This window comes from Paraflavitalea soli (genome assembly GCF_003555545.1).
Taxonomy (GTDB): Bacteria; Bacteroidota; Bacteroidia; order Chitinophagales; family Chitinophagaceae; genus Paraflavitalea; species Paraflavitalea soli.
The window spans coordinates 3484741-3500494 of the sequence record NZ_CP032157.1; the positions used below are offsets into that span (position 1 = coordinate 3484741).

Here is a 15754-nt window from a genome sequence, read left to right on the forward strand (position 1 = left end):
TCCCGCTTCGCGGGACTGAGTTTATCGAAGCTGCTTTCGACAGGCTCAGGCTGACAGTCATTAGAAAAAAAGTGGAAGCATTCAACCTGGAAAGGTAAATGCGTTCCACCTTTAAGTGATTGCTTGCGAAACGCGAAGCGTTATCTATCAATAACGCTAACTGCCTGTATCAAAAGGTAAATATCATTCAAAGAGAACTGACAGGCTTCGCCCCCCGAGGCAAACAAACCTGTCAGGTCTACAAGATTACTTGGTTCCTCCCCACTCTTTCAGTTGTTCTATCTTGGTGTTTTCCAGTTCTAATAATGGGATCGGCAGGTATTCGTGTTTGCCAGCCTTAAATCCTCTTGGCCCCAATACAGCAGGTGCATCACCCCAGCGTACCAGATCGAGCCAGCGATGACCTTCACCGGCCAGTTCAAGCCTTCTTTCCAGCTTGATGTTTTGCAGTGTGGCGGCTACATGGTGCAGGTTATCACCGTATGCACGGTCACGTACAGCATTCAACAACGCAGCTGCCCGGGTAAGATCTCCATTGGTCATTACCAGCGCTTCTGCTTCCAGCAGGTAAATATCAGCGAGACGCATATCATACATATTCTTGGGAAAGTTTAACTCCATATTACCAGCACCAGTCCATTTAAACGATTCGCGGCCGGCTGTTTTTTCCAGGAAATAACCTGTATTCATGTATCCTTTCTGGTAAGTAACTTTCCCGTCGTCTTCCAATTGTTTCAGGTTGGCAATCGTCGCATTCAACCGGGGATCGTCTTTCATGGCATTGAACAGATCTTCCGTAACAGGCAGGAAACTCCAACCTGAAACATAATCAGGTGCAGCCGGGTCCTTGCGGTTATACCCACGGGGGCCTGTCATAATGTTCAGCACATTGCCTTCTGTGCAGGATACACAACCCCAGCCACCAGCAGAAGTATTGGTATAGGAAATCTCAAAGATAGACTCACTGTTAAATTCATTGGCCAATTGAAACAAACCGGCAAAAGAAGAGAATAACTTGTTACCATATTGGCCGGTACCACCAGGAGTGCCATTTACAGCAGCAAACTCTGTAATAGCCTGGGGATATTTCTTCTGCCACAGGTATACCTTACCCAATAAAGCCTGTGCAGCCGCTTTGGTAGCACGGCCAGCCTGGGTAGACAAAGTAAGACTGGCCGGCAGATCGGTGAACGCTTCCTTCAGGTCCTTCTCGATCTGCGCGTATACCACATCGGATGTTACCTGTGGTACGTCATACATTTTCTCGGGCGACACGGGTTCTGTAAGCAGGGGAATAGCTTTAAAGAAACGTACCAGGTCGAAATAGAAATAAGCCCGCAGGAATTTGGCTTCTGCTGCAAAGCGCTTTTTGTTATTCTCATCCATGGGTACTTTAGGCAGTTTTTGAAGCAGCGTATTGGCCCTGAAAGCACCAGAAAAGCCTTTAGCCCAAAGATCGGCCTGCGGCCCAACGGAAGGCGTGAGGGTATAGTTGGATATTACCTGGTACTGTGTTACATCATTGGGACCACCGCCACCGGCAAAATGATCATCTGAGGCAGCGTCCATGGTGCCGATCTTGGTTACATAACCATTGGCCTGCCAGCCTACCACATCATATACAGCCACCAGGCCGTTGTAGGCTTCCTGTTCATTGCGGTAATACTTATCTTCCAGGAATTGGCCTTTCGGTTCTGCTTCCAGGAATGCTTTGTCGCAGGCTGCTGTGAAAATACCAGCAGCCACCAGCATACTATATGTTATTTGTTTTGTTGTCATTTTACTTGGTTTTAAAGGTGATTAGAAGCCGAGGTTGATACCTAGCATGAAGGAACGCGCCTGCGGATAAATGCCCCTGTCAATACTCAGTACAGCACCACCGATCTCAGGGTCATAACCGGTGTATTTTGTAATGGTGAACAGGTTTTGGCTCATCACATAAAAGCGCACTTTATTCAATCCCGCTTTCTTAATAATGTTGCCGGTTAAAGAATAACCTATTTGCAATGTTTTCAACCTGAAATAACCACCGTCTTCCAGGTAGAAGTCAGAGGGATTATTATAGTTCTTATTGGGATCATCAACATTCAGGCGGGGATTGTTATTGGAAGTACCTGGCCCTGTCCAGCGGCCCAGTGTTTTCTCCTGCCAATTGGCATTGCCAATATCCAAACGGCGAAGTCCCTGGAATATCTTGTTGCCGGCAGCGCCCTGACCGAAGATCACCGCATCAAAACCTTTGTAATCGAGGTTGATGGTGAAACCATAGGTCCAGGTGGGTGTTGGGTTGCCCAGGAATATGCGGTCAGCTTCATCAATAGAACCACTGCCATCAGTATCCTGCCACCTGAAATCGCCTGGTTTGGCATCAGGCTGTATTTTAGCACCACTCTTGCCTACATAAGCATCTACATCGGCCTGGGTTTGGAAGAGGCCCAAAGTCTTAAGGCCATAAAAAGAACCAATGGCCTCGCCAACCTGTGTACGTGTAATAGATCCAAAGTTCATAGACTGAAATCCGGCGCCACCTGAAAGGAACTTAATATTATTACCCAGGAAAGTCACTTCGTTCTTCATCCACGATACATTACCATTCACGGAGAAATTTAGTTCACCCATACGTTTGCGGTAGCCCAGTTCCAGTTCAATACCGGAGTTTTTCACGCTGCCGATATTGGCGGCGGGATTACCAATCGCACCTACATAACCAGGGATCCGGGGATTTTGCAGGATATCCACGGTCTTCTTATTGAACCATTCAACAGTCACATTGAAATTATCAAACACTACAGCATCAAATCCGATATTGGTAGTTCGTGTTTCTTCCCATTTCAGGTTGGGATTGGAAGGGGCATTGGGACTGTAACCGGGCGAATAGCTACCAGAGGTGCCAATGGTGTAATTACGGCCGCTACCCACAGTTGAAACAAAGGCAAAGTCACCAATATTATCATTACCTACGGCACCATAACCAGCACGGAATTTCAAGAAGTTGATACCGGAATTGGCAGGGAAGAAATCCTCTTTGGAAGCTACCCATCCCAACATGAAGGAGGGAAATACACCATAGAGTTTATTAGGACCAAAGCGGGAAGAACCATCCCTTCTTACCAGGGCCTGCGCCAGGTATTTCTCCTGGTAGTCGTAGGTCACCCGTCCGAAAAGGGAGGTCACCATGTGCTCAATCCCTTCCGACCCATCGGTATTACGCTGATCGGCAGGCACTTTGAAGTTGAGTGAAGCTTCCTTAAAGTTATCGGCCGGAATATTGAAGAAGGTTACACTTGTCATCCTGGTATTGTTCTCCAGGTAAGCGCCTTGTCCGGCCAGTACCGATATATTATGATCCCCGAAACTGCGGGTATATACAATGGTATTTTCAAGGTTATAGTCAAAGCGGCGGTTGTTGGTTCTGCGGAAATTGGTCTGTGTGGTACTATTGGTAGCATTGAGCCAGAATACCGGGGTAAATGCTTCATCACCCCAGAAAGACAGTTTAAGACCAAAAGTAGATTTGATCTTTAATCCTTTGACCGGTGATACTTCCGCATACATATTACCCACCACATTATCACTCCAGCTGTAATTGCCCAGGCGGGTTTGTATAAATGCCAGCGGGTTGGTCATTTCCTGCCCTACTGTGGTAGATATCCCATAGAGTCGGCCCTGGGGATCCAGTCGTACCCCCCTGTTGGTATAAGGCGCCGCTGCAATCTTTGCGGGGTCTGTTTCCACCACGGGCGTAATGGGATCGAGGTTAATGGAAGCCGATAAGGGCCCGCCAAACTCACTATTGGTATTACCCAAACCAACTGATTTATCATGCGCATATCCTATGTTCTCTCCCAGGCTAAGCCAAGGGGTGATCTTATGGGTAGAATTAATACGCACATTCAATCGCTGGTACTTCGAAATATCAGTAGCCACAATACCTTCCTGGCTCAGGAAACCGAGGGACATATAAAAGGTAGACTTCTCACTGCCACCACTGATACTCAATTCGTGGTTATGCCTTCGGGCATCATTATTAAAGATCTGGTCCTGCCAGTCTGTTCCTTTACCGAAGGAGGCAGGGTTGGCATAAGGCGCTGGCTTACCGGCGTTCACAGCTGCTTCATTCCGGAGGGTGGCGTATTGGGTGGCATCCAGGAGCTTCAGCTTTTTGGCCGGCGCCGATGTACCATAAAAGCCGTTATAAGCAATACTCATCTTACCGGTCTTACCCTTTTTGGTAGTGACCAGGATAACGCCTGTAGCAGCGCGGGAGCCATAAATGGCCTGGGAGGCAGCGTCTTTCAGTACTTCAATGGACTCGATATCGGATTGGTTGAGAAAACCAATACCGCCTGCATCCACCACTACGCCATCGATCACCCACAGCGGGTTGTTATTATTGAGTGTGGTAATACCGCGCACCCTCACCGTAGCTGCCGATCCCGGCTGACCGCTGTTGGACGCGATGGTAATACCCGATGCCCTGCCCTGTAAGGCATCTTCCACCCTGTTAATGGGCATGTTTTCAAGGTCGGTAGCTTTTACCCGGGAGATGGCGCCGGTAGTTACGCTTTTCTTTTGTGTACCATACCCTATCACTACTATATCATCCAGGTCGGCAACTTTGGCAGCCAACAGGATAACAGCAGGCACTTTATCAGCTGCATATTCCTGTTCACCGTATCCAATATGCTTGAATACCAGTACGTCACCGTTAGAAACGGCTATGGTGAACCTGCCATTGGTATCCGTTAATGTTCCGCGGGTAGTGCCTTTTACTGAGATAGAAGCGCCGGCGATGGGCGTACCGTCTTTGTCGTTGATCTTACCGGTTACCTGTTGTTGCTGGGCCCAGACGGTGGGCGATAGTAACAGGCATAGTAATAGAAAGGTGCAAGCAATTGTTTTTTTCATACACAAGCAGTTTAAGAATCAGTTAGTAATAAAATGGAGGTCTTAACCCTTAGCAAGCAGGGCATATCCAATTTACTCCTAACACTATTCCCAAACCGCTTTCAGGCGTACGTCATTACTACTACAAAAAAAATTAATATATTGGTTGTCAATGTGTGCCCTTTACGCCAGAACTACTACAAGATAATTTTCCCCTATTTTTACGCAAACGATTGCTGTATGAGATTGCTGCTAGTGCTGTTTTTTTCTCTATTCCTTTTTTCAGCAGAGGCCCAAAACACCATCGGTTTTCCGGATATCATCAATTACCCCAAGGAACAATACCGGGGAGGCGGCCAGAATTGGGACCTGGCCATCGACGGCCGTGGGGTGATGTACTTTGCCAATACCGAAGGCCTGCTCACCTTTGATGGACAGTTTTGGAAACTATATCCTATTGCCAATCATACCCGTTTGCGTTCCGTAAAAGTGGATAAGCGGGGTTATATATATGTCGGCGCTCAGGATGAACTGGGGTATTACTTCCCCGATCATACCGGTACCCTTCAGTACCACTCGCTCAAGCACCTGCTGCCACCAGACTGGAAGGAAGTGGCGGACGTATGGGACATCGAACTGTACGAAGACGCTGTTATTTTCCGGGTATTCAACATGATACTGGAATACAGGGATGGACGCATGAAGGTGCATCCGGCCCCCAGAGAATGGCGGAAGCTCTTTAAAACCAACAAAGGCTTGTATGCCCAGGATCTGCAGGAAGGGCTAATGAAGTATGAACTAGGACACTGGAAAGCTATTCCCGGCAATTTTTCCCTTCAGGATATACTGGTGACTGGTTTACTGGAAGATGAAAAAGGGAACTTACTGATCGCTACTAATAAAAATGGTCTGTTTACCATCAGCGGCAACCAACTGATACCCAAAAAAACGGAAGCCGATGGTATTTTTGCCGCCAGTCGTATTTATAGTGCCATTGCCCTGAACGACACGGAAATGGCAGTAGGGACTACTTCAGATGGCTGTTATATTGTGAATAAAGCCACGGGAAAGATCATCCAGCATTTCAGCATGGAGGAAGGGTTACAGAACAATAATGTACTCCGGCTCTTTGCTGACAACCGTCAAAATATCTGGCTGGCGCTGGACAATGGGATAGATTTTATCCGGTACAATACTTTCATTAAGCAGATCTATCCCAACAAAAAGAACCTGCTCACTACTTATGCTGCCCAGATATTTGATAATAAGCTCTTTGTTGGTACTTCAGATGGGCTGTACAGTACTCCTTTGTGCAGCACCAGCGATCTAAGCTTCTCTGATAACCGCTTTCAGCAGGTAGCCAATAGCAAGGGACAGGTTTGGAACCTTTCCGTGATCAATAATCAGTTATTGATGGGTCACCATGAAGGCGCCTTTGTGATCAGTAAGAACAACGCTACTCAATTAATGACCGAAAAGGGCTGCTGGCTTTACAAACCGTACAGCTCGTCCTCTTCACCTTATAATGTATTGATCGGCGCCTACAACGGCTTGTATGGTGCAAAAACCGGCGCGCAGGGCTTCTCTGCCCCGGCTCACCTGGATGGACTGAAAGAATCCCTTCGTTTCCTGGCAGTGGACAATGATGATACCATCTGGGCATCGCATCCCTACCGCGGTATTTATAAAATAAGCCTGCCGGGCGATTCACTCCATTATACCTTGTACACGAGCAAGGATGGGTTGCCATCTGATTATGACAACTTCGTTTACCGGATCCGAAACCGGATAGTGATAGCTACCCGCCATGGCATCTACGAATACAACCCTGTCACCAATCGCTTTGTACAATCGGCGCTGCTGCATCCGGTATTCGCAGATATGGCAGTACAATTCCTGGCAGAAGATGTAAATGGTAATATCTGGTTTACCTCCAACCGGCGGCCAGGCATCATTGATTTCCATAAACCTTCGGATACCCAACCTTATTCCATTATTAATTTTCCTGAATTGCAGCAAAAGATCGTCAATGGATTTGAATACATTTATCCCCATGATGATGAGAATGTCTTCCTGGCAGCAGAGAAAGGATTATACCACCTGAACTACCGTAAATACATTCAATCGGCTGCCAGCCCGGCCATTTCAATAGGTACTGTAAAAGCTATAGGCAAATCAGACACCCTGCTCTTTGGCGGCTATTTTGCCAATGACAGTACCCTGCTACCCATACAGCCCGACAACAGAACAGCGAAATTGCCGCATGGATTCAATGATTTCCATTTTGAATATGCCTCTCCTTCCTACGACCAGGGCAGTAGTATTGAATACAGTTACCGCCTCCTAGGATTCAACAATACCTGGAGCGAGTGGACAACCAAAACAGAAAAAGACTACACCAACCTTCCCTATGGCAATTACACGTTTACAGTAAAAGCCCGCAATAACCTGGGGATTGAATCGAATGAAGGCAAATACAGTTTTACCATATTGCCCGCTTTTTATCAAACCAATGTGGCTAAAGCTATTTATACTTTGTTATTGATCAGCTTGATGTACTTATTGTACAGAAGGCAGAAGCAGAAGTTTGCCAACCAACAGCAAAAATACCAGCAAAAGCAGGAACACCTGATCTCCCTGCACCAACTGGAACTGGAACGAAATGAAAAAGAACTGATCAAAGTACAAAACGATAAGCTGGCATCCGATGTCAATTTCAAGAACCGGGAGCTGGCTACAGTCACCATGCACCTTGTTGACCGCGGCCGGGTGCTTTCCAATATCAAGGAAGTCCTCACTACAACTGTTAAAAAGCTGGAACCTACTGTAACCCAGGATCATTTTAAAAGGGTAATGCGGTTATTTGAAGAAGCAGAGAACAATGAAGAGGACTGGGAACATTTCTCCCGTCACTTTGATGAGGTACATAGCAATTTCCTGGCGCGTGTAAAGAAGCATTTTCCCTCTCTCACCACTACCGATCTGAAACTGTGTGCCTACCTGCATATCGACCTAACTTCCAAAGAGATCGCTCAGTTACTGGGCATATCCGTACGCGGCGTCGAAACCAGTCGTTACCGCCTGCGCCGAAAGCTGGGCATTCCGGGTGAAGTATCACTGAATGCTTATTTGCTGGAGGCGATTGAGACAAAGGCATAATGTTTCTATTCTGGCCTGATAGATATAATCTATTAACTAATAGAAAAGGGTGATCAACCTCTATCGTCCCCTACCCTATATTTGCACCACTTTACACACACGATCAGCCTGCCTGCGAAAGTTTATCCCTTTTTATTGTAGTAATAAATAGCATAATTAATATGTCCAACAGAGTTATTTCCATAGGCAGCCAGTTCCCTGCCTTTAAGAAGAAAGCAGTAGTATCTATCGAGAAAGGAAAAGAGTTTTCAGAATTGACCAATGAGAGCGCCAACGGTCAGTGGACCGTAATGTTCTGGTGGCCTAAGGATTTCACCTTTGTATGCCCCACAGAAATTGCCGAATTCAACAAGAAGCACAGCGAGTTTACCGACCGCGACACCGTACTGATCGGTGCTTCTACTGATTCTGAATTCGTGCACGCTGCGTGGAGAAGGGACCACGCCGACCTGCGCGACCTGAAATTCCCTATGCTGGCCGACACGTCCAAATCATTGGCTGAAGAGCTGGGTATCCTCGACAATGAAGAAAAGATCGCTTACCGCGCTACTTTCATCATCGACCCACAAGGAATCGTTCGCTGGGTAAGTGTTTACGACCTGAATGTAGGTCGCAGCGTGCAGGAAGTGATCCGTGTACTGGATGCCTTACAAACCGATGAATTGTGTCCCTGCAACTGGAACAAAGGACAGGAAACCCTGACCGCCCAGTTGAACCTGAACTAGTACAATCGCCGTGAAACGTGAGAAGTGAGACGTGGCCCTATTACGCGTCCTGCTTCTCACGTTCTGATTTCACCTCTATCGTTTCACCTTTTACGTAAATTATTATGAGCGCAACCGCCACCATACAGAACGAAACATTTCAGAACCTCCTCAACGACCTGAATATTCCGCATTATATTCCTTCGGCCAATGCCCAGGCTCTATTGAATGTAAATGCCCGTTTTATCAAGGATATCAAGATCAATACAGGCAATGTATTGAACAATAGTCAGCACCTGAACCGCAAAGAAGCCCTTTTGCTGGCACTGGCGGTTGCTATCAACGAAAAGTATGACCTGCTGAAAGAAAGCTTCACCGGTCTGGCTAAAGAGGCCGGAACTACAGATGAGGAAATAGCAGAGATCACTGCCTGCACTTCCCTGATGAATACCAACAATATATTCTACCGTTTCCGCCATTTCATGGGCAAGGACTTTTACAATAACCAGCCGGCCGGCATTAAGATGAGCATCATGATGAACCCGGTGTTGGGCAAAGAATTCTTTGAACTGGTAAGCCTGGTAGTATCTTCCATCAATGGTTGCGAAATGTGTGTTACTTCACACGAACAATCCGTACTGCAGCATGGCAGCAGCGAATCACGCGTATTTGAGGCAGTGAAGCTGGGCGCCGTGATCAAGGGATTGATCAGTGTATTGGCCTAATGTCTCTCCGCTTTACAATCAGCTTTATTATACCAGTAACCCGGCCCATGAGCCGGGCTACTGCCTCTTAACCTAACCTGCTAATGTTTTTATCCGGACTTATATTATAGCCCTTCTTCTTTATTTTTGACCTCGTGCAACGATTGCCGGTTTTTCGTTGTTAGCAATCGTGTATAGTTAATACACCCTCTTCACACAGTAAAGCGACCAGCCCACCATCCTCCCGGTCCTTTGTAGTGGGAAATCTTCATTTTTTATTACAGTAAACTCAAAACACCTCCCATGAAAGGCAAATGGCTGCTATTGGTATTGGCATTACCCCTGTATGCATCGCCGCAAAGTACATTCCTGCAACTGTACACTAATCCCAACGACCGTGAATCCTTCAAGGACATGGTACAGGTATCGGCCAATGAATATGCTTTTATCACTGAAACTTTCTTCTACCGCGTAGACGGAAATGGAAGGGTATTATTTAAAAAAGATATGAAGGAGGGGCAATATACTTACCTCGAGTCTATAATGGTGGACAATACAGGCAATTTCTATATTGCCGCCCAGGTATTTACTACAGTTTCTACGCCCGAAATAGTTGTTTACAAGATGACCAGCAGTGGACAGCTATTATTAAGAAAAGTACTCTCAATGGGTTCACCCTTCAAGATCAGTATCCTACCGGCTCCCAACGACCATTTCTTTGTTGCTTATCTGATGCCCGGTCCATCACAACACCTCACCTTGCACCTACTCAATAACCAGGGGATAGATCTCTGGAAAAAGACATTGTCCCGTGATATAACCAACCAGTTTGCTGCACACACAGCACCCAATGGCGAAGTTGAACTGTTATTTATGACGCAGGGTGATAATAGAACCTGGATAACGAAAGCAGACCTGGCAGGCAACCTTACTGAAAAAGAAATATTGCTACAGCAGCCGGCAAATCTTAAACTGCACAGCAACGATTTCTGCAATACACCTGATGGCGGCTATGCATTCTCAGGTCAAACTGTCGAATCGTCCTACATGGGCGATGCGTTGTTATATAAAACCGATAAGGATGGCCACCTGCAATGGAAAAAGGAGATCAATATCAACAGGGGCGATCGAAATACAGCCATCGCCATGACTACCGATGGTTTTATTTTGTTGTGCAACGCAGGGTTTACTGAAAATTGGGGGAGTAGCATTGACGGAGACCTGGTGTTGATAAAAACCGACCAGCAGGGAAATGTGCAATGGAAGAAAGCAATGGGCAGCGCCAAAGCAGATTTCGCCACCCGGTTACTAATCCCCGACGTCAACAGTATATTGATCGGAGGCCAGGTATCCTCCCCTACTGAGATCGCCCCCCTACCTATGCTTTGCAAAACAGACAACCAGGGCAATCTATCAGTGACGCTTCCCTTTCAGCCGGTGCAGCCAGCCACTTTTAAAAAGATAGCTGTATATAATGGATCTCCTGTACAAAAATTAGTAAAGTTGACACTGATCGCAGATGAAGCGTTTATAGCCGGCGCTAACCTGCAGAATCCCAATGATGACCTGATCTATCCTTTTATCCTGAAGGCCGATAAAACCGGACAGGTAGTATGGAATAAACAATTGACAAAAGCTTCCGGACTTATCATCGGCATTACCCAAACCCTGGATGGCCATTACATGGCTTTGGTAGAACAGAAAGGTTTTTTCGGCAAACATTATACCCTGACCAAATTCAACGTCAATGGTGATTCGCTGTCAACCACCTATACAGGTACCACCATGCTGCGTGATATTATCGGGGTAAGCGACGGAGGCTTCCTGCTAACCGGTATGGAAGATGATGGATCACTGGCTAATCCTGATCTCGTATTGATCAAAACGGATGCTGCCGGTAAAGAATTGTGGAAGAGGGAAATTGGCATTGCTGCACAATGGGAATTGGGACGCAGTATCAAGGAAACTCCGGATCACGATTTTGTTATTGCCGGCAGTTCACAGAAAGCATTTGGTGAGGCATCTGATGCCCATGTAGTAAAGGTTAATAAAGACGGTCATTTATTATGGGCAAGGACCATTGCTATGGGCGCCGGTATTAGTGTATTGAATGATGTAGCCCTTGCAGCCGGAGGAGCTTACGTGATGACGGGCAGTTCCTCCCCCTTGCTTTCCGATAAAAAAGACGTACTGGTCATTATGTTGGACAAACAAGGGGTTGTGTTATGGGAAAAAACGTATGATCTACACCTGCGGGATGCAGGTTTGGCTGTGCTCTATACAGCGGAAGACACCATACTGGTAGCCGGCAGTACTGGTGAGCCGGCTGCAGGCAGGCTGGAGCAATATGGCTTTCTAATGAAACTAAATAAGGATGGGCGCAAAGAAAGTGTACAATATTTTGGAGCAGCGGGCGTTCAGACAACTGTAGAAAAAGTATTAAGAGCCGGAGACAAAATAATACTTGCCGGCAACACACAGGATGAATACGGTGAAGGGCATATGTACTATACAACAGCTGATGCAGTTGCAGCCGCCCCTCCCGGAGAGCCTGTAGCCGGATCGCTGACCCTGTATCCAAATCCAGCCTATTCAAAAGCATTTATATCCATGAAAAACAACTACACCGGCCCCGTCAACATCGTATTATACAACACTACCGGTCAACAGGTATTGGTATTACAAAGAACCAAAACCAGTTTCGAGCTAAAGGAGGAAGTTCCGTTATCCAATCTTTCCTCTGGCATGTATTACTTCTTCATCCAACAGGGGAGTGACAAAAGCGTTAAGCGGCTGGAAATTGTAAACCGGTAACAGGCACTGGTTTACTTTGGCCGGCTAACTGCCAGGCTGCCCGTTGCCGCTTTCAGGCCGGCACCGACGCTCAATACCTGAAGTTTATTATTATTTATGCCGGCCACTACCAACCTGCGCCCATCGCCCATTTTCACCAGCGCCAGGTCCTTTACATCACCGTGGAGTATAAAGCCACTCGCGGCAGGAGATACTGCTTTAAACTGTTTGTTCTTCTGCCCCTGCAGGTAACAGCCCCAGGAGGCATCATACCTGCCCGTCATCACCTCAGCCTGGTATTCATTCCCGCCCAGTAACAGGTCGGCTACCCCATCCCCATTTATATCTGCGCACACGATGGCGTTTACCGGGGCAAATTGTGCTTCTATGGGCAGGTAGCGTTTTACAAACTTCCCATTGCCAATATTCTCCAGCCAGCAACTGGCTGTTTCGTCACAAACTAATTGCACCAAACTGTCTTTTGCTTTGCCCGGATAGATATCTGAAAAAGAAGCCTGTGCATAATCCTTATGGTATAAGAACTGTTTTTTGATGGCAGGCACCTGGTCAGCAAACTGCCGCCGGTTAATTGCCGGAAAGGATTTTCGCCTGCCATCTTTGTCTTTGAAGTAATAAAACGGTATGGGATCAATACTACCATTGCCATCCATGTCTTTGGCATATAAATGCATGGGTTCTTCCCCGCTCACCCGGTAGTCGCAATTGAGCCCCATATTACCTGCAACGATATCCGGGTCACCATCGCCATCTACATCGGCCACGGCCAAGCTCCGCCACATGCCCTCCATCTGCTGCAAACCAGTGGTAACAGTAATCTCCCGCAAATGGCCCTTATCGTTTTTGAAGAACCGAACGGCCATCCATTCACCGGCTATTACCAGGTCGGTTTGCTGATCATTATCCAGGTCGGTCCACACGGCGCCTGTAATCATACCTGGTTGTTGCAGTGCAGCACATACAGTGCTTGTAACATCTGTAAAAGAGCCTTTGTTATTATGCAGGATAAAACTCCTGGGCGGCAAGGGATACCGGCGCGACACACGCCCGCCAATGAACAGATCAGGCAATCCATCGTGGTCATAATCGCCTACACTTACACAACCGGCAATGGTGCGCACCTGGGCAGGAATAGCTCCCGGACGAACAGCAAAATGACCTTTACCATCGTTGATATACAGCAAAGGTTGATTGCATGCAGCCGCTTCTTCAAAACGAATATCGCCTACGGTGATCAGCAGGTCCTGATCACCATCTCCGTCGGCATCAAAGAATACACAATCCTGGTCTTCCTGCATCTTAATACTATCTGTAATAGAACGGGATGAAAAAGTGCCGTTGGGCTGTTGAATGAACAACTTCCCGGAAAAATTAAATGCCCCACCCACAAAGAAATCCATCAGGCCATCCTTGTTCACATCAGCGGTAGTAATAAAAGGCCCTAATTGTGAATATTTCTGTGGCAGCAGGCGCTGGCTGGCAAAATCATTCTGAATACCTTCTGTGTGTTTATACTCAATACGGGTACCCAGTGCAGCCTCTTCAAAAACAGGCACCCGTTGATCAACCACCAGATGCTCTACGGCTGGCTGTGTCTCTTTGACGGACAACACCAGCATCGTATCTGCCGGAACATTCCTCCACACCTGTCTTCTTTCATCGGGCCATATTACTTCTACGGAGTCTATTCTAATCCCCGGTTTACGATCCTGACCCAATCCAAAAAAGAGCCGCTGGTCAACGGATGAAAAGTAACCTCTCACAGGACTTTGTTCCTGCATCTGAACCTGCCCCTGATCGTATAGTGTCAATTTTGCTCCAAGCCCGTGCGGGTTTCCAGGATTACCTTTCAGGGTGACGGCCATAAAATGAGCAGCACCCGGCTTACCAGGCTGAAGGGTATTGTTCTCAAACACAAATGCCTCTTTATTAATATTGTTCACCACCAGGTCCAGGTCGCCATCATTGTCCAGATCGGCCCAGGCAGCGCCATTGGACATGGAGGCTTCATCAATGCCTGCCGGCGCAGAAGCATCTCTAAAAGTGTAGTTATGGTTATTGAGGTAAAGGTAATTGCCAAGGGTAATATGATTTAGGGAAGATAGTTTATCATTGATCAGCTGCCTTTGTTCCTGCGGGCTTCGCTTATTGGCAAATACGGTGGAGCTGAACTCAATAAAATCGGCATTAATAAAATCCCGGCCAATACCGTTGGTGATATGTATATCCTTCCAGCCATCATTGTCAAAATCGGCCATTAGCACGCTCCAGCTCCAGTCTGTAGTAGCAATACCTGCCAACTGCCCTATTTCACTGAAGAAAGGGATGCTCGTATCTCCCTTTTTATAACTGCCATTGTTTAACTGTAGCATATTCCGCATAAAGCCGGGTTCATAGCCTGCTGCCCGCTCTGCCTGGTAACGCTCGTAGTTCATAAAAGAATAGGTGGTCTTCCGGCGCTGATTGACCTCAGGCATCATATCCAGTGTTACAATATCGGGCAAGCCATCATTATTAATATCTGCCGCATCAGCGCCCATACTGGAATAACTCTGGTGCCGGACGCCACGGGCGATCACGTTGGAAAACGTTCCATCGTGGTTGTTGAGCCACAATAAATCATCCGATAAAAAATCATTGGCCACATAAATATCAGGCCAGTGATCGTTGTTGAAATCGCTTACGACTACACCCAGGCCGTATCCATCGTCTTTAATACCTGCCGCCAGGGTTACATCAGTAAATATAGGATGAGTGCCCCCGGAAGGTATGCCTTCATTTCTGTACAGCCTGTCGTTGGCAGGTGAAGAACCGGTGAGGTTACGTGCATAAATGGTATTGGCGTTGGCGCCATTTAGCAGGTAATTGGCCAGGTACATGTCGAGGTCGCCATCCCTGTCATAATCCATAAAAACAGCCTGGGTAGAATAACTGGTATCAGCCAATCCGTATTCCGCTGCTGACTCTTTAAAACTGAGGTTATGCTGGTTAATAAATAATAAATTGGCAGCCCGCCGGGAAAGGTTCTTGCCAAACACTGATACATAGATATCATCGTAACCATCGTTGTTGATGTCTGCCACACTTACACCCGTAGCCCATACATGGGTACCTATGCCAGCCTTTTCTGTGATGTCTTCAAACTGATAATTACCCTTGTTGATGTACAGGCGGCAACTTACCTGGTTGCCGGTAAAGAAAATATCAGGTAATCCATCGTTGTTAAAGTCCCCAATACCTACTCCACCACCCATATAGCCAAACTCGTTGATAAAGGATTGAGAAGAATCATTTTCCTGCACCTCATTATTGAAATGTATACCGGTTTTGGATGCAGGCAGCTGCGTGAAGAGCGCTGAAGGCTTGTCTGGCTTACAGGCCATTGCAAAAAATAGCAGGACATAAATGCTATAGGTTGATAAGCGCCTTACATGCGGCATAGGTACACTGTTAAAATTATTAAACTAAATAGCCAGGGGTCATTGTTAC

7 protein-coding genes are annotated in these 15754 nt (G+C 46.9%); 4 read left to right on the forward strand and 3 right to left on the reverse strand.

Annotated elements, in window-relative coordinates:
• Positions 1-246: 246 nt before the first annotated feature.
• Together D3H65_RS12775 and D3H65_RS12780 are read right to left on the reverse strand one after the other, a co-directional pair.
• Complete coding sequence (locus D3H65_RS12775) at positions 247-1779, reverse strand: RagB/SusD family nutrient uptake outer membrane protein (RefSeq protein WP_119050684.1); 1533 nt, start codon at positions 1777-1779, stop codon at positions 247-249.
• A gap of 21 nt (positions 1780-1800) precedes the next feature.
• Positions 1801-4908: a SusC/RagA family TonB-linked outer membrane protein gene (locus D3H65_RS12780; RefSeq protein ID WP_119050685.1), complete on the reverse strand. Its 3108-nt coding sequence runs from the start codon at positions 4906-4908 to the stop codon at positions 1801-1803.
• A gap of 219 nt (positions 4909-5127) precedes the next feature.
• On the opposite strand from D3H65_RS12780, the gene D3H65_RS12785 reads away from it, so the two are divergent.
• From D3H65_RS12785 to D3H65_RS12800, 4 genes are all read left to right on the forward strand, one after another.
• Positions 5128-8046, forward strand: a complete 2919-nt coding sequence (locus tag D3H65_RS12785; protein WP_162915603.1) for a triple tyrosine motif-containing protein — start codon at positions 5128-5130, stop codon at positions 8044-8046.
• A 161-nt stretch (positions 8047-8207) separates the two neighbouring features.
• Positions 8208-8771: a peroxiredoxin gene (locus tag D3H65_RS12790; RefSeq protein WP_119050687.1), complete on the forward strand. Its 564-nt coding sequence runs from the start codon at positions 8208-8210 to the stop codon at positions 8769-8771.
• Positions 8772-8875: 104 nt separating this feature from the next.
• Complete coding sequence (locus D3H65_RS12795) at positions 8876-9475, forward strand: carboxymuconolactone decarboxylase family protein (RefSeq protein ID WP_119050688.1); 600 nt, start codon at positions 8876-8878, stop codon at positions 9473-9475.
• A gap of 282 nt (positions 9476-9757) precedes the next feature.
• A complete protein-coding gene (locus D3H65_RS12800; protein WP_119050689.1) occupies positions 9758-12268 on the forward strand; it encodes a T9SS type A sorting domain-containing protein in 2511 nt (836 codons plus the stop codon).
• 11 nt (positions 12269-12279) lie between these two features.
• On the opposite strand, the gene D3H65_RS12805 is transcribed toward D3H65_RS12800, so the two are convergent.
• A complete protein-coding gene (locus D3H65_RS12805) occupies positions 12280-15648 on the reverse strand; it encodes a VCBS repeat-containing protein (protein ID WP_162915604.1) in 3369 nt (1122 codons plus the stop codon).
• Positions 15649-15754: the final 106 nt, after the last annotated feature.